Source organism: Halarchaeum nitratireducens (genome assembly GCF_014647155.1).
Taxonomy (GTDB): Archaea; Halobacteriota; Halobacteria; order Halobacteriales; family Halobacteriaceae; genus Halarchaeum; species Halarchaeum nitratireducens.
Genome location: NZ_BMOQ01000002.1, coordinates 401,863 through 420,723, shown reverse-complemented (window position 1 = coordinate 420,723; position 18,861 = coordinate 401,863). Strand labels below are relative to the sequence as shown.

General features: G+C 68.9%; 21 protein-coding genes. 11 read left to right on the top strand and 10 right to left on the bottom strand.

Going from position 1 to position 18,861, the window contains the following annotated elements; translation table 11 throughout:
• Positions 1-24 precede the first annotated feature (24 nt).
• The 4 genes from IEX91_RS04355 to IEX91_RS04340 are packed head-to-tail and all read right to left on the bottom strand — an operon-like array spanning position 25 to position 3,955.
• Complete coding sequence (locus IEX91_RS04355; protein ID WP_188877317.1) at positions 25-822, bottom strand: ABC transporter permease; 798 nt, start codon at positions 820-822, stop codon at positions 25-27.
• A complete protein-coding gene (locus tag IEX91_RS04350; RefSeq protein WP_188877315.1) occupies positions 819-1,739 on the bottom strand; it encodes an ABC transporter permease in 921 nt (306 codons plus the stop codon). The genes IEX91_RS04355 and IEX91_RS04350 overlap by 4 nt, the downstream gene beginning before the upstream one ends.
• Positions 1,732-2,823: an ABC transporter ATP-binding protein gene (locus IEX91_RS04345; RefSeq protein WP_188877314.1), complete on the bottom strand. Its 1,092-nt coding sequence runs from the start codon at positions 2,821-2,823 to the stop codon at positions 1,732-1,734. The genes IEX91_RS04350 and IEX91_RS04345 overlap by 8 nt, the downstream gene beginning before the upstream one ends.
• 1 nt (position 2,824) lies before the next feature.
• Positions 2,825-3,955 carry an extracellular solute-binding protein gene (locus IEX91_RS04340; RefSeq protein ID WP_188877313.1) on the bottom strand — a complete coding sequence of 377 codons (1,131 nt, stop codon included), beginning with the start codon at positions 3,953-3,955 and terminating at the stop codon, positions 2,825-2,827.
• 268 nt (positions 3,956-4,223) lie between these two features.
• Between IEX91_RS04340 and IEX91_RS04335 the strand changes: the two genes are divergently transcribed.
• Positions 4,224-4,958: an MBL fold metallo-hydrolase gene (locus IEX91_RS04335; protein WP_188877312.1), complete on the top strand. Its 735-nt coding sequence runs from the start codon at positions 4,224-4,226 to the stop codon at positions 4,956-4,958.
• Entirely contained in the window at positions 4,955-5,263 is a 309-nt protein-coding gene (locus tag IEX91_RS04330; protein ID WP_188877311.1) for a putative quinol monooxygenase, read from the top strand. The genes IEX91_RS04335 and IEX91_RS04330 overlap by 4 nt, the downstream gene beginning before the upstream one ends.
• Here IEX91_RS04330 and IEX91_RS04325 read toward each other — a convergent pair.
• The 5 genes from IEX91_RS04325 to IEX91_RS04305 are packed head-to-tail and all read right to left on the bottom strand — an operon-like array spanning position 5,260 to position 10,108.
• Positions 5,260-5,967, bottom strand: coding sequence for an ABC transporter ATP-binding protein (locus tag IEX91_RS04325; protein ID WP_188877310.1), 708 nt, complete (start codon positions 5,965-5,967; stop codon positions 5,260-5,262). The two genes, IEX91_RS04330 and IEX91_RS04325, sit on opposite strands and share 4 nt — an antisense overlap.
• Before the next feature lie 3 nt (positions 5,968-5,970).
• Entirely contained in the window at positions 5,971-6,876 is a 906-nt protein-coding gene (locus tag IEX91_RS04320; protein ID WP_188877309.1) for an ABC transporter ATP-binding protein, read from the bottom strand.
• Complete coding sequence (locus IEX91_RS04315; protein WP_188877308.1) at positions 6,873-7,961, bottom strand: ABC transporter permease subunit; 1,089 nt, start codon at positions 7,959-7,961, stop codon at positions 6,873-6,875. The genes IEX91_RS04320 and IEX91_RS04315 overlap by 4 nt, the downstream gene beginning before the upstream one ends.
• On the bottom strand, positions 7,962-8,837 hold the full coding sequence (gene urtB / locus IEX91_RS04310) for an urea ABC transporter, permease protein UrtB (RefSeq protein WP_188877306.1): 876 nt from the start codon (positions 8,835-8,837) through the stop codon (positions 7,962-7,964). It abuts the gene before it with no gap.
• The gene (locus IEX91_RS04305; protein WP_188877305.1) at positions 8,834-10,108 is read right to left on the bottom strand and encodes an urea ABC transporter substrate-binding protein; all 1,275 of its coding nucleotides are present in this window, start codon (positions 10,106-10,108) and stop codon (positions 8,834-8,836) included. The genes urtB and IEX91_RS04305 overlap by 4 nt, the downstream gene beginning before the upstream one ends.
• Before the next feature lie 460 nt (positions 10,109-10,568).
• Here IEX91_RS04305 and IEX91_RS04300 point away from each other — a divergent pair, with 460 nt between their 5' ends.
• Genes IEX91_RS04300 through IEX91_RS04265 form a run of 8 tightly spaced genes read left to right on the top strand, consistent with a single transcriptional unit; the run spans position 10,569 to position 16,559 of the window.
• On the top strand, positions 10,569-10,976 hold the full coding sequence (locus IEX91_RS04300) for an urease subunit beta (RefSeq protein WP_188877303.1): 408 nt from the start codon (positions 10,569-10,571) through the stop codon (positions 10,974-10,976).
• Positions 10,973-12,673 carry an urease subunit alpha gene (ureC, locus tag IEX91_RS04295; protein WP_188877302.1) on the top strand — a complete coding sequence of 567 codons (1,701 nt, stop codon included), beginning with the start codon at positions 10,973-10,975 and terminating at the stop codon, positions 12,671-12,673. The genes IEX91_RS04300 and ureC overlap by 4 nt, the downstream gene beginning before the upstream one ends.
• Positions 12,670-13,002: an urease subunit gamma gene (locus tag IEX91_RS04290; RefSeq protein WP_188877301.1), complete on the top strand. Its 333-nt coding sequence runs from the start codon at positions 12,670-12,672 to the stop codon at positions 13,000-13,002. Before ureC ends, IEX91_RS04290 begins: the two co-directional genes overlap by 4 nt.
• Entirely contained in the window at positions 12,999-13,628 is a 630-nt protein-coding gene (gene ureG, locus IEX91_RS04285; RefSeq protein WP_188877300.1) for an urease accessory protein UreG, read from the top strand. Before IEX91_RS04290 ends, ureG begins: the two co-directional genes overlap by 4 nt.
• The gene (locus IEX91_RS04280; RefSeq protein ID WP_188877299.1) at positions 13,629-14,687 is read left to right on the top strand and encodes an urease accessory protein UreD; all 1,059 of its coding nucleotides are present in this window, start codon (positions 13,629-13,631) and stop codon (positions 14,685-14,687) included. It abuts the gene before it with no gap.
• 12 nt (positions 14,688-14,699) lie between these two features.
• Complete coding sequence (locus tag IEX91_RS04275) at positions 14,700-15,374, top strand: urease accessory protein UreE (RefSeq protein WP_188877298.1); 675 nt, start codon at positions 14,700-14,702, stop codon at positions 15,372-15,374.
• Positions 15,371-16,132 (top strand): urease accessory protein UreF, encoded by a 762-nt coding sequence (locus IEX91_RS04270; protein WP_229772784.1) that lies wholly within the window; start codon positions 15,371-15,373, stop codon positions 16,130-16,132. Before IEX91_RS04275 ends, IEX91_RS04270 begins: the two co-directional genes overlap by 4 nt.
• 43 nt (positions 16,133-16,175) lie before the next feature.
• Entirely contained in the window at positions 16,176-16,559 is a 384-nt protein-coding gene (locus IEX91_RS04265; protein ID WP_188877297.1) for a ribbon-helix-helix domain-containing protein, read from the top strand.
• 12 nt (positions 16,560-16,571) lie between these two features.
• Here the strand turns inward: IEX91_RS04265 and thiD are convergent, their stop codons facing one another.
• On the bottom strand, positions 16,572-17,780 hold the full coding sequence (gene thiD / locus IEX91_RS04260) for a bifunctional hydroxymethylpyrimidine kinase/phosphomethylpyrimidine kinase (protein WP_188877295.1): 1,209 nt from the start codon (positions 17,778-17,780) through the stop codon (positions 16,572-16,574).
• A gap of 149 nt (positions 17,781-17,929) precedes the next feature.
• Here thiD and IEX91_RS04255 point away from each other — a divergent pair, with 149 nt between their 5' ends.
• A complete protein-coding gene (locus tag IEX91_RS04255) occupies positions 17,930-18,841 on the top strand; it encodes a TIGR03571 family LLM class oxidoreductase (protein ID WP_188877294.1) in 912 nt (303 codons plus the stop codon).
• Positions 18,842-18,861: the final 20 nt, after the last annotated feature.

Sequence of the window (18,861 nt, the reverse complement as noted above, 5' to 3'; positions counted from 1 at the left end):
TTGCGGTCCTGTGCGGGCGTGTCGTCACTCCCAGATCCCCCCGGAGAGCCGGTCGATGCCGAACATCACGGCGACGGTCGCGAGGATGAACACCACGCTGATCGCCGCGATGATCGGGGAGTAGGAGTAGCGCAGGCTGGTGAAGATCTGGATCGGGATCGTCTTGAACGCGAAGCCGGCGACGAGCCACGCGATGATGTACTCGTTGAGCGAGAGGATGAACGCGAAGAGCGCGCCGGAGAAGACGTTCGCTCGGACGAGCGGGAGCGTGATGGTTCGGAGCGTCGTCAGCCGCGACGCGCCGAGGTTCCGCGAGGCCTCCTCGTAGCTCCGGTCGACCTCGTCGAGCCCCTGCGAGATCAGCACGAAGGGGAACGGCGTGACGAAGACGGCGTGCGCGACGACGAGGTTCGACACCTGGCCGACGACGCCGAGGCTGACGAAGAACGTCATGAACGCGACGCCGAGGATGACGGGCGGGAGGAGCGTCGGGACGGTCGTGAGCCCCGCGAGGAGCGCCCCGAAGCGGTAGTCGTACCGGTAGAGCGCGTAGGCCGACGCCCCGCCGATGGTGGTCGCGAGGATCGCGGAGCCGAGGGCGACGACGAGGCTGTTGCGGAGCGCCGTCATCCACTGCGACGACGCGGCGAGCTCGTGGTACCACCGGAGCGAGAACCCCTGGGGCGGGAACTGGAGGAACTCGCCGGGGGTGAACGACATCGCGGCGATCGTCACCAGCGGGAGGAGGATGAACACCAGCACCGCGGAGACGTACGTGCGAAGCGCCAGCCGGCAGATCGCGTCCCGGATACGCGTGTTCACGCCTCCACCTCCGCGTCGCTCGGGTCGGGATCGGAATCGCGGACGATGAGCGCGACGCCGCCGACGACGACGGCGATGAAGACGACCAACACGACGCTGATCGCGGCCCCGAAGGGGACGTTCCCCTCGACGCCGACCTGATTGCCGATGAGGACGGGGAGCGTCCACTGCGACGGCCCGCCGAGGAGACGGGGGAGGACGTAGACGCCGAGCGAGAGGATGAAGACGAGCGTCGTCCCGCTCGCGATCCCGTTCTTCGAGAGCGGGAGGGTCACGCGCAGGAACGTCGTGACCGGCCCCGCGCCGAGGTTCCGCGACGCCTCCTCGAGGCTCCGGTCGATGTCCTTGATCGTGGTGTAGAGCGAGAGCACCATGAACGGGAGGAAGACGTAGACCATCCCGACCAGGAGCGCGCCGAGGCCGGGCGTGAGCGCCTCCCCGGACGGGACGAGACCGAGCGCCGCCAGCGCGCGCGTGACGATCCCGCGCTCGCCGAGCAGGACCTGCCACGCGTAGCCGCGGATGATGAACGTCAGCCAGAGGGTCGAGACGACCGTCGTCAGGTACGCTTGGCGGCGGAAGCCGCCGTCGAGGCGCGCGAGGTAGTACGCGAGCGGGTAGCCGAGGACGAGACACGCTAAGGCGGTCGCGACGGACACCTCGAAGGTGAACAGCGTCCGACCGAGGTAGAGGTCGCTCGTGAGGAAGCGAGCGTAGTTTTCGAGGGTGAACCCCGGCGCGAAGTAGCCGCCTTCGACGTTCTGGTAGAAGCTGAAGACGAGCAGGAGGCAGAACGGGACGCCGAAGAGCACCACGAGCATCGCCACGGGGTACGAGGCGACGAGGTACTTCGGCGACGGGAGCGACCCGGTGAAGGCGCGGCGGTCGTCGGCGTCGACGTGGGTCGTATCAGTCATCCGTGGTCCCGACGAGTAGGCAGTCGTCGACGGGGGCGCTGGCGACGACGGGATCGCCGACGTCGAGTCCCGGACTCTCCGCGTCGCGCACCGAGATGAGCGTTCGCTCGCCGGTGTCGACGTGGTACTCGACGCGATCGCCCATGAACTGGCGGAGTTCGATCCGCCCCTCGAAGGCGTTCACGTCCGGGTCCGCACCGCCGTCGGCGGCCGTCGCGTCGAGCGCGGTCCGCTCTGGGCGGACGACGACGGAGACGTCGTCACCCGGCCCCGCGACCTCGTCGGCGGTCGCCCGGAGCGCGTGATCGCCGCAGTCGACGGTCGCGACGCCGTCGTCGAGGCGCGTCACCGTCCCTTCGAGGACGTTCGCGGTCCCGATGAAGTCGGCGACGAACCGGGAGTTCGGGTCGTTGTAGATCTCCTCCGGGGGGCCGACCTGCGCCAGGTGTCCGTCGTTCATCACGGCGATCCGATCGGACATCGTGAGCGCCTCGGTCTGGTTGTGCGTGACGAGCAGCGTCGTGATATCCGTCTCCTGCTGGATGCGTTTGATCTCGACCTGCATCGTCTCGCGCAGTTTCTTATCGAGGCTCGCTAGCGGCTCGTCGAGCAGGAGGACGTCGGGCCGGGGAGCGAGGGCACGCGCGAGCGCGACGCGCTGTTGTTGGCCGCCGGAGAGCTGTTCCGGCGTTCGGTCGGCCGTCCCGGGGAGTTCGACCAGATCCAGCATCTCCTCGACGCGGGCGTCGACGTCGACGTCCTCGTGGCCGTCCTGAACGCGCAGGCCGTACGCGACGTTCTCGGCGATCGTCATGTGCGGGAAGAGGGCGAAATCCTGGAACACCATCCCGGCGTTGCGGTCGTCCGGAGCGACGTCCGTCACGTCGCGGCCGTCGATGCCGACCGTCCCGCTGGTCGGCGACTCGAACCCCGCGATGGTCCGCAGCGTCGTCGTCTTCCCGCACCCCGAGGGGCCGACGAGGGTGACGAACTCGCCGTCCTCGACGACGAGGGAGACGCCGTCGACGGCGTGCACGTCGTCGTTGTACCACTTGTCGACGCCTTCGAGAACGATTCCGGTCATGTCACGACTGGATGATCAGCTCGTTCCACTGTTGGTTGATGAACTGCTCGCGCTCGATGTACATCTCGTAGTTGGGGACGATCGCCGCATCGAGGCCGGGACCGACGATCTTCTCGAACGTCTGGTCGTCGAGCGAGGAGTGCTGCTGCTCGACCGTCGGCGCGGTGTAGAGGTTCCGCGAGACCGTATCCTGGACCTCGGGTCGGGAGGCGTAGTCGATGAACTCGACGATCGCGCCGCGCTTGTCGCTCGTCCGCGGGGCGACCCACCGACCGCTGTCGAGGAGCGACCCCTCGTCGACGAACGTCGAGGTGACCGGAGCCCCGTTCTCCTCCATCACCACCGTCACGTCGTTGTAGAGCATGCCGGCGGGCGCGTCGCCGCTCTTGAGCTGCGCCTCGAAGTTCGCCTCGTTCGTGTACCAGAGACTGGACTGCGGTTTGACCGCCGCCAGCTTCTCGAAGACCTGCGTGATACCGTCTTTCGTCGAGAGCAGGTCCTCTCCATCGAAGTGCGTCGCCGCCGTGATGTCGAGGAGGAAGCTCGTCTGTGCGGGCGTCAAGAGCCCGAGTTGGCTCTCGTACTGCGAGTCCCAGAGAGCCGTCCACGACGTCGGGGGGTCGGCGAGCACCTCCGTGTTGCTGACGAGGTTGATGAACCAGGCCTGTGAGCCGACGCCGATGATCTCGTCGCTGTCGCTCGCGCGGGTGATGAGGTCGTCTGAGACCTTCGGGACGTTGTCGAACTCGTCGTCGGACCACGACATCCAGAGGTCCGAGTGACGACCGCGAAGAGTCCCGATCGCGGACATGTCTGCGACGTCGACGGGCGCGTTCCCGCCGCGGACGGCGCTCTCGAGTTTCGGCAGGACGTTCGCCGCACCGCCCTGTGCTTGGGACTCCACCGGGATCCCCGTCTCCTCGCGGAAGGGCTGAATGAGGTGTTCGTCGAGGACCTCCTTGAACACGCCCCCGAAGACGGAGACGACGAGCGGGTCGTCCTCGGTCGGCGTCACCGTCGTCTCGGTCGAGGAGCCCGATCCGCCGCCACCGCCGAGACAGCCGGCGAGTCCCGTGAGGGCGAACGCGCTCCCCGCCGCACCGGTCAGGTACGACCGCCTTGAAGTGCCCATTCTATTTGTTATATTCTTTTTTGGTTCTGTTTTGCCATCCATATTGGCGCATTCTATGCGTTTTGTTTTCTACTGAAAGGCTTTTCTCTTATATCCACCAACTGGAGGCATAGGAGTGGGGTCGGGTTTGGTCGATGACCACGGGTATAACCAACACATATTGTATAAGGTCACCCCCGGACGGTGGACGGATACGGATTGTTTGGTCCAGTACCCAACAGTACGTGGAAAGCGCTTATCCGCGTCCGTGTGGAGACGCCGGTCGAAGATGACCGATCGACCGCCGACGGCCGACGCGCCCGATCAGAGACGATCCGCGACCGAGACCGGGAGCGACGGGGTGCGCTCGCCCGCCGAGGGCGTCCGCGAACTCCGGCTCGGGCCCGACGGGAGCGATTACTTCCGCGCGTACGTCGTGACCGGCGAGCGCCCGACGCTCTTCGACGCCGGTCCGGCCGAGACGAACGAGACGCTGATCGAGCGGCTCCGAGGCCTCGGCGTCGAGGTTGAGCGGCTGGTCGTCACGCACGCGGACTTCGACCACGTGGGCGGATACGACGCCGTCGTCGACGCGTTCGACGTCGAGACGTACGTGCCGCGGGAGTCGGACGTCGCGGACGACGTCGCCACACCCCCGGACGTGCGCTACGGTCACGGGGACGACGTCGCGGGCTTCGAGGCCGTCCACGTCCCCGGGCACAAGCCGGACAACTACGCGTTCGTCGACGAGGGACGCGACCTCGGCATCCTCGGCGACGCGGTCATCGGCGCCGATCGACGCGGCCTCCCGGCCGGCTACTTCCTCCTCCCCGAAGCGATCTACTCGCACGACCTCGTCGCCGCGGAGCGGAATCTGGAGCGGCTGCTCGACTACGAGTTCGAGGTCGGGCTCGTCTATCACGGCTCGTCCGTACTGGATCGGGCGCGCGAGCGCCTCGAGGCGTACGTGGAGTTCCCGAACAAACCGGAGTGGGACGGGGACGACCCCGGGGTCGGGTCGTGATCGTCGCGCTCTCCGAGGTCCCGCTCGTCCCGGAGACGCGAGAGCGCGCGCTCGACGTCCTCGCGTCGATGGCCGCGGAATCGCGCGCGGAGGCCGGCGTCGTCGACTACCGCGTGACGACCGACGTAGAGGAGCCGAACGTCGCGCACATCGTCGAGCGCTACGAGGACGAGGCGGCCTTCGACGCCCACGAGAACAGCGCGCACCTCGACGCGTTCCAGTCCGAGATAGCGCCCCTCATCGACGGGGAGGCCACCCTCTACCGGTACGCCGTCGAGCGCGAGGACGTGCTCCCCGGGCCTTAGACGGCCAAGTACGAGGCGATGGCGTCCTCGTCCTGCAGTTCCTCGGGACCGACTTCGTCGACGATGCGCCCGCGTTCCATGGCGTAACACCGATCGGCCATGTCCTGGATCGCGCCGAGGTTCTGCTCGACGAAGAGGACGGTCGTCCCCAGCTCGGCGTTGAGCTCGCGGAGGTTCTCGCTGATCTCCTCGACGATAGAGGGCTGGACGCCCTCGCTGTGCTCGTCGAGGAGGAGCAGGTCGGGGTTGCCGACGAGCGCGCGCCCGATGGCGAGCATCTGCTGTTGGCCGCCGCTCATCGTCCCGGCCTTCTGGGTGCGGCGCTCGTCGAGGATCGGGAAGTAGTCGTACACCGCGTCGTAGAGGTCGCGTTCCCGATCGCGGTTGACGCCCTCGCCGACGAGGAGGTTCTCCTCGACGGTGAGGTCGGGGAAGACGTCGCGGCCCTGCGGGATGTAGCCGATGCCCGCGTTCGCGCGCTCGTCGGCGGTCGTCCCCGCGAGATCCGTCCCCTCGTAGCGGACGACGCCGGAAGCGGGTTCGAGCAGGCCGATGATCGTCTTCATCAGCGTCGACTTCCCCGCGCCGTTCTTCCCCATGACGCCGACGATTTCGCCGTCTTCGACGGTGAGGTCGACGTCTCGGAGGACGAGGGTGGAGTCGTACGCCGCGGACACCCCCTCGCAGTCGAGGACGGGCGGCACGGCTCACTCACCCCCCAAGTAGATCCGCCGGACGTCGTCGTCGTCGCGGATCGCTTCGATCGAGCCCTCGCGGAACACCTCGCCGCCGTGGAGGACGGTCACCTCGTGGGCGATCTCCGCGACGAAGTCGATGTCGTGCTCGATGACGATGAACGCGATGCCGTCGTCGTTGAGTTCGGTGACGAGGTCCGCGACCTCGTTGCGCTCCTCGACGGAGAGACCGGCGACCGGTTCGTCGAGCAACAGGAGGTCGGGTTCGAGTGCGGCGGCCATCCCGATCTCCAGGCGGCCCTGCTGGCCGTGCGACAGCTCACCCGCCGGGGTGGTGGCGCGCGCGGCGAGGTCGATGCGTTCGAGCGCGTCGAGGATCGCCTCGTCGAGGTGCGCGTCGGCGTGCGTCCGCTGGACCGAGAGGCGCATGTTCTCGTACGCGGTGAGTTCGTCGAAGACCGAGGGCACCTGAAACTTCATCCCGATCCCGAGGTCGACGCGCTCGTTCGGACGACGCGTCGTGATGTCCGTGCCGTCGTAGTAGATCGCGCCGCTCGTCGCGTCGTGGCGGCCCGTGATGAGCTTCAACAGCGTGGACTTCCCGGCCCCGTTCGGTCCGATGAGACAGCGGAGCTCGCCCGTCTCGACGCTGAAGTCGACGTCGTCGATGGCGGTGAAGCCGCCGAAGCGCTTCGTGAGGCCGTCCGTCTGGAGGAGGGTGTCGGTCCCCGGGCCGGTGGCGGCGACGGCGGGCGATTGCCGACCGGACGTATCGGTCGCTCTCGTCGCGTCCGTCGTCCCCGAGTCGGCGGCGTCCGGGGTCCCGCCGTCCGGTCTCGCCGTCTCCGACGCGTCCGTCGTCTCTGCGGTCGATACCTCCGTCGTCTCCGTGTCGATGTCCGTGTCTGTCGCGGTCATTCTGGCGTACCTTCAGGTGCGTCGTTGCTCGCGCCGAAGCGATCGCGCGCGCCGCGGATCGCCGCGTCGAGTCGCGGAACGACCCCTTCGGGGACGAAGAGGATCGAGGCGAGGAGGACGACGCCGACGACGATCAGCGCGTACTGGCTCCCGGTCGCGGAGAGCTGTTGGCGGAACCACTCGATGACGACGGTGGCGACGACGGCGCCGAGCAGCGAGCGGCGACCGCCGACGGCGACCCACACGACGGGGATGGAAGCGAAGGTGATCCCGAAGACGGAGGGGCTGATGTAGTTCCCCCACGTCGCGTAGAGGACGCCCGAGAGCCCGGCGAGCGCACCGCCGAGCACGAAGACGAGCAGCTTGACTCGCCGGACGTCGTAGCCGAGCATCTCCGTGCGGTCCTCGTCCTCGCGCGTGGCGACCATCGCGTAGCCGAAGCGGCCATTGACGAGCGCGCGGAGGCCGAGGTAGCTGGCGACGAGCGCGGCGAGCGTGAACCAGTAGAAAGCCGCCCCGTCGAGGGTGATCGCCGTCTCTCCGACGCCGAAGGTGAGGCTCGGAATGGCGGGGATCCCGTTGAAGCCGCCGAGCGCGACCGAGCCGACCGTCCACTCCGAGCCGGCGGTCTGCGCCATGAAGGTGTTGAGGACGAGCGCGACGACGAGCGTCAGGATCGTGACGTAGACGTCGCGGACCTCGCCGTAGAACATGAAGTAGCCGAGCACGAGCGCGGCGAGCGCGGCGATCCCGACGGCGACCGGGAGCGCGAGCATCGTCGTCAGCGCGCTCTCCAAGTTCATGCTGAGCAGGGCGAAGGAGTAGCCGGCGACGCCGAAAAAGGCCACCTGTCCGAAGCTGAGGATCCCCGTGTACCCCCAGATGACGGTGAGCGAGAGCGCGAGAATGGCGTAGAGCAAGTAGAGCGCGGCGCTGGAGGCGGCGTAGCTCCCGAAGCCGATCGGGTAGCCGACGAGGCCGACGAGGACGACGAGGAAGCCGACCCAGAACGCGCGGCCGTTACCGAGCGTGTTCGGGCCCTCGAATGGCCGGCGGAGGCGGTCGAGGGCGTCAGCGAGGCCCATTCACTCGCCCTCCACGCGGTTGCGGACGGTTTCGACGAGCCCGGTCAGGCCGTCGGACAGGACGCGGATGACGACGATGGCCGTCAGGAGCATGGCGATCTGGCCGTAGAACGTCCCGAAGAGGTTCGTGAACACGGCGTCGATGGTGCCGAGCAGACCGCCGGAGAGCGTCGTCCCGAGGAGGACCGAAGGACCGCCGACGACGACGGCCACGAACGCCTCGACGAGGAAGGACGACCCCATCCCGGGGACGACGGTGAGCGTCGGGGCGTAGAGCGCGCCGGTCAGGCCCGCGAGCGCGGAGCCGATGACGAACGTCGCGGTGTACATCCGGTCGGTGTCGACGCCGAGGGCGCGCGCCGTGTCGGGGTCTTGGATCGTCGCCCGGGCGCGGATACCGAACTCCGTGCGCGTGAAGAGGACGTAGAGGCCACCGAGCACGAGAAGCGCGACGGGCAACAGGAGGACGCGGTACGTCGAGTAGGAGAACTCGCCGTACGCGATGTTCCCGAGCGGCGTCGAGACCTGCGGGATCGAGTTCCCGAAGAGGATCCGCATCCCCTGCGTGAGGATGAGCCCGAGCGCCCACGTCGCGACCATCGAGTCGAAGAGCCGATCGTACAGTCGGTGGATGATCGTCCGCTCCAAGATGAGCCCCATGACCGCGGTGACGAGGACGCCGATCGCCATCGCCACCGGGAGCGGCGCGCCCGCGTTCGCGGACAGCGTCGTGCCGTACGCGCCGATCATGATGAACTCGCCGTGACCGAGGTTGATGACGCCCATCATCCCGAAGATGACGGCGAGTCCGACCGCCGCGAGCACGACGAACGCGAAGTTGTCGGCGAACTGGAACAACAGGTTGAGGGCGTTCATTCTTGCGTGGCGTCGGCCTCCTCGTAGTAGTCCGCGGGGACATACTGGGTCGTCTCCTCGTTCTCGCGGAGGTTACAGCCGACCGTCTCCGAGAGGAACTGCTCGGAGATCTGCTGCTCGTCCTCGACGGTGATGGTGTGGTCCTCGTCGCACCGGAAGACGCGCATGTTGTGCGTCATGTGGTGGACCGGCCCCTGGAGCGAGATGTCGCCCTCGGGCGCGGAGACGTCCATGCCCTTTTCGAGTTCCTCGATGATGTCGGCCTGATTCGTCGAGCCGACGGCCTCGGCGGCGCGAGCGTACATCTTGATCGAGAAGTAGTTGTTGACCGCCTCCTCGTTGATGTACGCGGCGTCCGGGAACTTCTCGTAGTACCGGCTGACGAACTCCTGATTGCGGTCGGTCGGGATCTCCTCCATGTAGTTGAAGCCGCCGTAGACGTTCGCCATCGCGGGCGGGTCGAGGCGCTTGTGCTGGTAGCCCTGCGCCATCACCGTCGAGGTCCCCATCGGGACGTCGAGACCCGCGGAGGTCCGCTGGTTCCAGAAGGAGGTGTGGTTCGCGCCGACGAGCAGGGCCATCACGAAGTCCGGGTCGGCGTCCTGGATGTTGTTGATCGTGGAGCCGAAGTCGGTAACGGAGAGCGGGATGAACTCCTCGCCGATGACGTTCGCGTCGTTCTCGTCGGCGAGCACGCGGACCCAGTCCGCCGAGAGCTGACCGAAGTTGTAGTCGGCGGCGATGGTGTAGATGTCGGTGCCGAAGTTCTCGACCATGTACGGGAGAACGCTGCCGAGTTGCTGGCGCGCCGTCGCACCCATGCAGAAGGTGTAGGAGTCACAGACGCCGCCCTCGTACTGCGTCGTGTAGAAGTAGAGCTGTTCGTTCTGGTCGATGATCGGCCGGATCGTCTCGCGCGTCGCCGAGGAGTAACCCGCCCAGAGGGCGTCGACGTTCTCCTCGTTGATCGCCTGCCGCGTGAGCTGCTGGTAGCGCTGATTGTCGGACTGCGGGTCGGGCGCGAACGTCTCGATCTCGTTTCCGAGGATGCCGCCTTCCTCGTTGAGCTCCTCGATGGCGAGCATGCTCGCGTTGTACTTCGGCGTGCCGTTGAGCGCGAAGTTGCCCGAGCGGTCCTCGATGATCCCGAGTTTCACCGTCTCCTCGCCGCTCCCGCCGCCGGTGAGACAGCCGGCGAGCGCCGCCCCACCGATCGCACCGCCGGTGGCGAGGAACGAACGCCGCGAGAGCCCCGAGCGTTTCCCGCTCATTCGTGACACCCCACAACCTGGTCAATAGATGAGTATTTGCAGTTGAGTTTGGTGATACGAGCACCGTGGGCAGAATATTTTGAGCTATCGTCCATGTTTTCTCGACGTCACCCCGAATTCGAGACGGGCTGAAAAGGCTTTTCCATCGAATCGCATTCATTGTCCAATCCGGATTAAATTGTTTAAGGTGTGCGTACAGACGCGGTGAAAGCGCGCCCGTTCGTCCACGTACGAGATCTTATATCGGACAGGTACGGAATCAGTGAGGGGTCGCAGAGCCGCACGAAACCGTCGTCTACTGGGCGGAGCCGTCCGAACGCGGTCGTTTTCTATATACGCTCTGTCCTCGGTATTTTGCGTGCAAATATTGTCTTCTGTGCCCGTTCTTATTACGATATGGCTAGAATATCCCGCATAGGATGGAGAGATCGGATCAGGATCACGTGTCGAGGGCGAGCCGATGACGGACCGACTCGTCCCGGGGGCGATCGACCCCGGTGAGGGCGACGTGACGATCAACGAGGGCCGCGAGACGACGAGCGTGACGGTGTCGAACACCGGGGATCGGCCCGCGCAGGTCGGCTCGCACTTCCACTTCTTCGAGGCGAACGCCGCGCTCGCGTTCGACCGCGAGGCCGCGTTCGGGATGCGGCTGAACGTCCCGGCGGGGACGGCGGTCCGCTTCGAGCCCGGAGACGAACAGGACGTCGAGCTCGTCGCGTTCGGGGGGAAGGGCCGCGCGTACGGGATGAACGGGCTCGTGAACGGGAGTGTGACCGTCGATCCGGCCGCGGCGCTCGAACGCCTGCGCGACGCGGGGTACGCTGACACGGCCGTCGACGACGTCGGGGAGGGCGAGGAGTCGTGACCCGCGACGTCTCCCGCGAGGCGTACACGGAGCTGTACGGGCCGACCGTCGGCGGGCAGGTTCGGCTGGGCGACACGGACCTCCGCGTCGAAGTCGAGGCGGACTATCGGACGCCGGGCGACGAGGCGGTCTTCGGTGGCGGGAAGACGATCCGCGACGGGATGGGGATGGCTCCGGGCGTCACGCAATCCGAGGGCGCGCTCGACTGGGTGATCACGAACGCGACGGTCCTCGACCCCGTCATCGGCGTCGTCGCGGCGGACGTCGGGATCCGGGACGGCCGGATCGCGGGGATCGGAAACGCCGGAAACCCGGACACGATGGACGACGTCGATATGGTGATCGGGCCGTCGACGGACGTCTACCCCGCGGAGGGGAAGATCGTCACGCCGGGCGGCCTCGACGTCCACATCCACTTCAACTCGACCGGACTCTACGAGCACGCGCTCGCCTCCGGCGTGACGACGATGCTCGGCGGCGGCTACGGCGGGGGTGCGGCGACGACGACGACCGGGCCCGTGAACGTCGAGCGGTTCCTACAGGCGGCCGAGGAGTGGCCGGTCAACGTCGGCTTCTACGGGAAGGGGAACGCGAGCGAACCCGGACCGCTGCGCGAGCAGTTGGAGGCCGGGGCGTGCGGGCTGAAGATCCACGAGGACTGGGGCGCGACGCCCGACGTCATCGACACCTGCCTCACCGTCGCCGACGAGGAGGACGTCCACGTCGCCATGCACACGGACACCCTGAACGAGACCGGGTTCCTGGAGAACACCGTCGCGGCCATCGACGGCCGGACGATCCACCTCTTCCACATCGAGGGGGCGGGCGGCGGGCACGCCCCGGACATCATGGAGGCCGTGGGCGACGCGAACGTCCTGCCGTCGTCGACGAACCCCTCGATGCCGTACACCGAGAACACGTTCGACGAACACCTCGACATGGTGATGGTCTGTCACCACCTGAACCCGGACGTCCCCGAGGACGTGGCGTTCGCCGAATCGCGCATCCGTGCGGAGACCATCGCCGCCGAGGACGTGCTCCACGACACGGGCGCGATCTCGATGATGACGAGCGACTCCCAAGCGATGGGGCGGATGGGCGAAGTCGTCTCGCGGACGTGGCAGACGGCGCACAAGATGAAGAGCCAGCGCGGGCCGCTCGCCGAGGACGGCGCGGGCGACAACGAGCGCGTGCTGCGCTATCTCGCCAAGTACACGATCAACCCCGCGATCACCGCGGGGATCGACGATCACGTCGGCACGCTCGAACCCGGGAAGCTCGCCGACCTCGTCCTCTGGGACCCGGCATTCTTCGGGAGCAAGCCCCACGTGACGTTCAAGGGCGGGTTCCCGGTCTACGGCGAGATGGGCGAGTCGAACGGCTCGCTGATGACCTGCGAGCCGATCATGCAGCGCCCGCGCGCCGGCGCGGTCGGAAAGGCCAAACACGCCCTCTCGCTCGCCTTCGTCAGCCCCGCGGCGAAAGAGCGCGGCGTCGGCGACGAGTACGGCCTCGATACGGAGACGGTCGCCGTCTCCGGCACACGGACTATCGACAAGGGCGACATGGTGCGCAACGCGACCCGGCCGGACGACATCGAGATCGACCCCGAGACCTTCGAGGTGCGCGTCGACGGCGAACACGTCACCTGCGAACCGGCCGCTGAACTGCCTCTCACCCAACGCTACATGCTATGAATCTCACGCCGAAGGAACGCGAACGGCTCACGATCTACACGGCGGCGCAGCTCGCGCGCGACCGCAAGGAGCGCGGCATCGAACTCAACCACCCGGAGGCCGTCGCGTACATCTCCGATTGGATCTTCGAGGGCGCGCGCGAGGGAAGGGACGTCGCGGAGCTGCGGGCGGGCGCGACCGGTCTCCTCGGCCGCGAGGACGTCATGGACGGCGTCCCGGAGATGATCGACATGGTGCAGGTCGAGCCGATGTTCCGCGACGGGACGAAGCTCGTCACGGTGCACGATCCGATCCGCACCGACACCGCGCGCGAGGTCGGGAGCGAATGAGTTCGCGTCTCACGCACCGCGACGTCGCCACCGTGGGGATCGGCGGTCCCGTCGGCTCCGGGAAGACATCGCTCATCAGCGAGGTCGTCCCCCGGCTGCGCGACGCGGGCCTCGACGTCGGCGTCATCGCCAACGACATCCTGACGCAGGCGGACGCCGACGCCCTGCGCGAGCGATTCGCCGGCGTCGTGCCCGCGGACCTCGTCGCGGGCGTCGAGACGGGCGCGTGCCCTCACACGGGCATCCGCGAGGACCCCTCGATGAACCTCCGACAGATTGACGACTTCGTCGACGAACACCCCGAGCTCGACCTCGTGATCGTCGAGAGCGGGGGCGATAACCTCGCGGCGACGTTCGATCCCGAACTCGCGGACTACTCGCTCTACGTCATCTCGGTCGCGGAGGGCGACGACATCCCCGCGAAGCGCGGGCCGGGCGTCGTCGACTGCGACCTCCTCGTCGTCAACAAGACCGACCTCGCGCCCCACGTCGGGGCGGACTTGGAGAAGATCGAACGCGACGCCGAGGCCGTCCGCGAGGGGCCCCACGTCCTCACGGACTGCAAGGCGGAGACGGGCGTCGAGGACGTCATCGACCACGTCCGCACCGAGGTGCTGTTCGCGTAGATGGCGACGGACGAAGCGCACGCGACCGGCGGGAGCGAGGCGGCGCGCGACGAGGACGACGAGAGTGGGGAGACGACGGCGGCGGACGTCGCGAGGAGCGATGAAGGGTGGGCCGCGAAGAACGACGAGAACGGGGTGATCTTCGCGCACGCGCGAGACCTCCCGCCGGCGTTCGAGCCGTACGCGGAGGAGCCGCTCCCGCAGGTCGGGGTGGGGTCTCCGGGGAAGACCGGGGAGTTGGAGGCGACGTTCGCCGTCGGCGTGGACGGGACGACGGACCTCGTCGCCGATTACGCGCGCGTCCCGTACCACCTGAGCGGAACGCTCGATCACGACGTCGGACGGCCCGACTTCGCGTCGGCGTACGTGCAGAGTCCGACCGGCGGTGTCGCGCAGGGCGACCGGAACCGGATGGTCGTCACCGCGGAGGCGGACGCGCGCGCGCACGTCAGCACTGGGAGCGCGAGCAAGGTGCTCTCGATGGACGCGAACTACGGGCGCGTCGACGCGACGTTCGTCGTCGGGGACGGCGCGCACGTCGAGTACGTCCCCGAGCAGACGATCCTCCACCCGAACGCGCGCTACTGCGGCGAGACGGCCGTGACGCTCGGACGCGACGCGAGCGCGATCCTGACCGACGTCGTCGTTCCGGGTCGGCTGGCGCGCGACGAGGCGTTCGACTTCGAGCGCTACTACGCGCGCACCACGGTCGACGGTCCCGGCGGACGGATCCTCTCCGATACGACGCACCTCGCACCCGGGAGCGGGGGAACGGATCCGCGCCGCGCGGGCGTCCTCGGCGACTACGCGGTGCTCGGGACGTGCTACGTGGTGACGACGCGCGACGTCGATTCGACGGCGATGAGCGACCGACTGGCGGAGCGGCTCACAGACGGCCCGGCGCGTGCGAGTGCGACGGCGCTCCCGCGCGACGGCGGGGCGTTCGTCCGCGCGCTCGGTGACCGGGCGGACGACGTGCGCGAGGCGCTCGACGCGGCGTGGGACGAGGCGAGTCGCGCCCTGCTGGACGCCCCGGCCCCAGACCAGCGTAAATACTGACGCGGAGACACGATGGAACTCTACGACACCTACCTCGGGAACGAACGGACGGACGACGACGTCGCGGCGCGCGTCGCGGCGAGCGAGGACGGCGACGTCCGGCGCGTCACGCTGGACGAGACGACGAGACGGCGCTCGCGCTTCCGCACGGAGACGGACGACGGCACGGACGTCGGCGTCGTGACGACCGACGCGGGCGGCCTCGAACCCGGCGACGTCCTCGCGGGCGAGGACGGGCGCCTGCTCGTCGTCGGCCTCGCCGCGCGCGAGGCGCTCGTCGTCTCGATGGACGAGGCGACGGCGACGCCGACGGCGATGGCACTGGCGGCGAAGCTCGGCCACGTCGTCGGGAACCGCCACCGCGATCTGGCGGTGCGGGGGAGCGACGTCCTGATCGCGGTCTCGGAGTCGATCGAACGTCAGCGCGCGGAAGTCGCGGACCACCTCCCCGACGGCGCGACGGTCGACGTCCGCGAGGTCGATCCGACGCTGTTCGACGACGCGACGCCGGATCACGCCCACGACGAGGGAGGGGGCGGGCACGGCGGGGGGATCGGCGACCACGCGCACGACGGGAGCGATCACGACCACGTACGCGGCGAGGAGGAGCACGATCGCATCCACGAGGACGGAGACGCTCACCACGCGCACGGTGGCGTGCGGACGCCGGAGGGTGACGCGTCGTGAACGACGGGGACGCGAGCGACCCGGGCGCGGGTGGTACGGATACGAGCGGTACAACGGCGGACAGTACGGACGCGACCGACGCGCGCACGCGACTCGCGGCGTATCGGTTCGCGGATTCGTTCCTCCCGGTCGGCGGGAACACGGTCTCCTACGGGCTGGAGCAGTTCGTCCAATCGGGAGCTGTCGCCGACGGCGACGACCTACGCGAGGTGTTGGAGAGCTACCTCCGCCGACAGGTCGGCCCCTGCGAGACGGTGGCGATCCGGGCGGCGCACGCGGCCGCGGACGACCTCGATGCGGTCCGCGACGTCGACGAGACGGTGCGGGCGACGACGCTCGCCGCCGAGTTCCGCGAGAGCGCGACGAAAGCGGGTCGACGGCTCCTCGAAGTCGAGGCCGAGACCGGCGGCGATCCCGTCGTCGCGGCGTACGAGGAGCGGGTGGCGAGCGGCGACGCGCCGGGGAACTACCCGGTCGCGCTCGGGCTCGTGGCCGCGCGGCGCGGTATCGACGCCGGGGAGGCCTGTCTGGTGCACGCCCACTCCTTCCTCACGGACATGCTCGGGGCGGCCCAGCGGCTCCTGAGTCTCGGGCACGTCACCGCCCAGCGCGTCCTCGACGACCTCGCGCCCGTCGCGGCGGCCGTCGTCGCGGCGAACGAAGACCGGGATATCGAGCGGATGGAGGCGTTCGCACCGCTCGTGGACGTACACGCGATGGAACACGAGCGCGCCGACCGGCGGCTCTTCCTGAGCTAGGCGGGGGTAGTTTTACGCCGATCGAACCCCACTGCCTACGAGAATGGTGAAATCGACGGTCCGGTTCCCGGAGGAGGTGCTCGACGCCGCCGAGGAACTGGTCGAGCGCGGGCTCTTCACGAACCGCTCCGAGTTCCAGCGCTTCGCCGTCGAGTGCGTCCTCGAACAGGTCGACGAGGAGTACGAGCCGGCGATGCTGGACTACGACGAACTGTACGCCGAGGTGTTCCCGGACGAGGGGCCGGGCGAGGACGGATCCGAGGAGGGGTCGATGGACGACGAGTTCATCCGGACGGCCGCCCGCGTCCGCCAGTTGGCGATACGCGGCGACGTCGAGACGGCGACCGAGCTCCTCGACGGTCGGTATTCGCCGGCGGATCCCCGGGCGCTCCTCCTGGAGGACCTCCTGGCGGAGTACCGCGAGTAGCGCGCGGCGTTCTCAGGCGAGGCGATCGCGGAGCGCCGCGGCGCTCGGCGCGAGGAGCGTTGCCGTCCCGTCGGGGTCGCGTACCGCCGCGCCGTCGGCGTCCGCGGCGACGGCGGTCTCGGCGACGCGCTGCGCGGGCAGGTCGGCGGCATCGAGGTCGACCGGCGTCGCGTCCGCCGCGAGCGCGTCCGCGCGGTCGAGCGTGAGCGCGTAGCGATAGGCCGGGTCGCGCTCGCGCGCGGCGAGCAGCACCTCGCCGAGGCGGCCGGCGTCGCCGAACCGACCACCCGCGCCGCCCGCGACGTCGGCGAGCGATTCGGCGTACGGCGTCGCGCCCGCGGCGTCGGCGACGGGATCGAGCCCCGCGAGGTCGCGGACGACGGTGGCGACGTCGTCCCGGGTGGCGTCGTCGCGCAGCGTGGCGAGGTGGTGAACGCTTCCGGTGGGGCCGCCGACGGCGTGGGGGTACCGGATGGCGCGCGCGACGACGTCGATCCCGCGGGCGACGGCGGTTTCGAGGTCGTCGCCCCGCGCGAGTCGGGCCGTGATCGCACTCGAGATCGTACAGCCGGAGCCGTGGGTGCGTTCGGTGTCGACGCGCTCGCCCACGAACGTCCGAACCGCGTCGTCGGTGACGAGGACGTCGACGGCCCGCTCGTCGTCGGTGTACGAGTCGCCGCCGGTGAGGAGGACGGCGTCGGCCCCTCGCTCGCGGAGGGCTCGGGCGGCGGCGACGGCGTCGTCGCGGGTCTGAATGGCCGTCTCGGTGAGCGTCGCGGCCTCGTCCGCGTTCGGCGTGAGGAGCGTCGCGTGCGCGAAGAGCGCGTCGTAGGCCGCGGCGACGGTGTCGTCGGCGAGCACGTCGCCCGCGGTGGCGACGAGGACGGGATCGACGACGAGCGGGCCGTCGAAGTCGGTGACGGCGTCGACGACCGCGTCGAGGGTCTCGAGCGTACCGAGCATTCCCGTCTTCGCCGCGCGGACGTCGTAATCGTCGGTGACGGCGTCGAGTTGCGCGGTGACGTCTTCGGGCGGAAGGTGGTGGACGCCGTGGACGCCGCGGGTGTTCTGCGCGGTGACGCTCGTGACGACGCTCGTCCCGTACGCGCCGCAGGCTTCCATCGTCTTCACGTCGGCTTGGACGCCCGCGGCCCCGCCGGAGTCGCTGCCGGCGATCGTGAGCGCGACGGGGTAGTCGACCGGAGCGGCGCGTCGGGTCACGCGGCCACCTCCGCGGTGGCGCGCGTCGGGATCGTGAACGGCATGCCCGGGGATATCACGCGGTGATACAATAGCGTAGTGGACGCCGGATCGGGTGGCGCAGTACGCGGGACCGGCGGTTTTTGGTCGTCGCGTCCCCCAGTGCGTGCGTGGAGAACGCTAATCGGGGGTACGAGCGGCTGTTCGGGGACGACGGGTTGACGGTCGGGGCGACGTTCCCGCTGACGAGCGCCCGGACGACCCGTCCGAACGTCGGACGCGAGCTCGCGCTCACCGAACGCCTCGAAGCGCTGGGGTTCGACGGGCTGTGGGCGCGCGACGTGCCGACGGACTGGCCGAAGTTCGACGACACCGGCCAGACCTTCGACCCGTGGACGTGGCTGTCCCGGGTCGCCGCGCGGACGGACGATGTCGCGCTCGGAACGGCGAGCGTCGTGCTCACGCTCCGGCATCCGCTCCACGTGGCGAAGCAGGCGGCGTCGCTCGATCACCTCTCGGAGGGGCGACTCGTCCTCGGCGTCGCGTCGGGCGACCGGCCGCCGGAGTACGAGGCGTTCGGCGTCGCGGAGGACGAACGCGGTGCGGCGTTCCGCGAGAGCGTCGAGGTCCTCCGGGCGGCGTGGCGCGACGCGCATCCCGAAGTAGAGACCCGGTGGGGGACGCTCGACGGAACGCTGGACGTCGTACCGAAGCCGACCGCGGGCGACCTCCCGCTGCTCGTCACGGGCAACAGCCGCCAGTCCCGCGAGTGGATCGCCGCACACGGCGACGGCTGGCTCTTCTACCACCTCCCCGAGGACGCCCTGCGGAGCTATCTCGACGACTGGAACGAGCGGACGGCGGCCCCGTTCGTGACGACCTGTACCGTCGATCTCGCGGGGGATCCGGAGGCCGACCCGGAGCACGTGAATCAGGGCTTTCGCGCGGGCGCGGCGTGGTTCCGCGACTACTTCCGGGAGCTCGACGCGTGGGGCGTCGATCACGTGATCGTCGGCGTCCGCGGCGACGACCGCGAGCGGGCGTACGAGCGGGTCGCGGAGCGGGTGCTCGACCGTCTGTGAGGAGCGCAGGTCGATCGGTG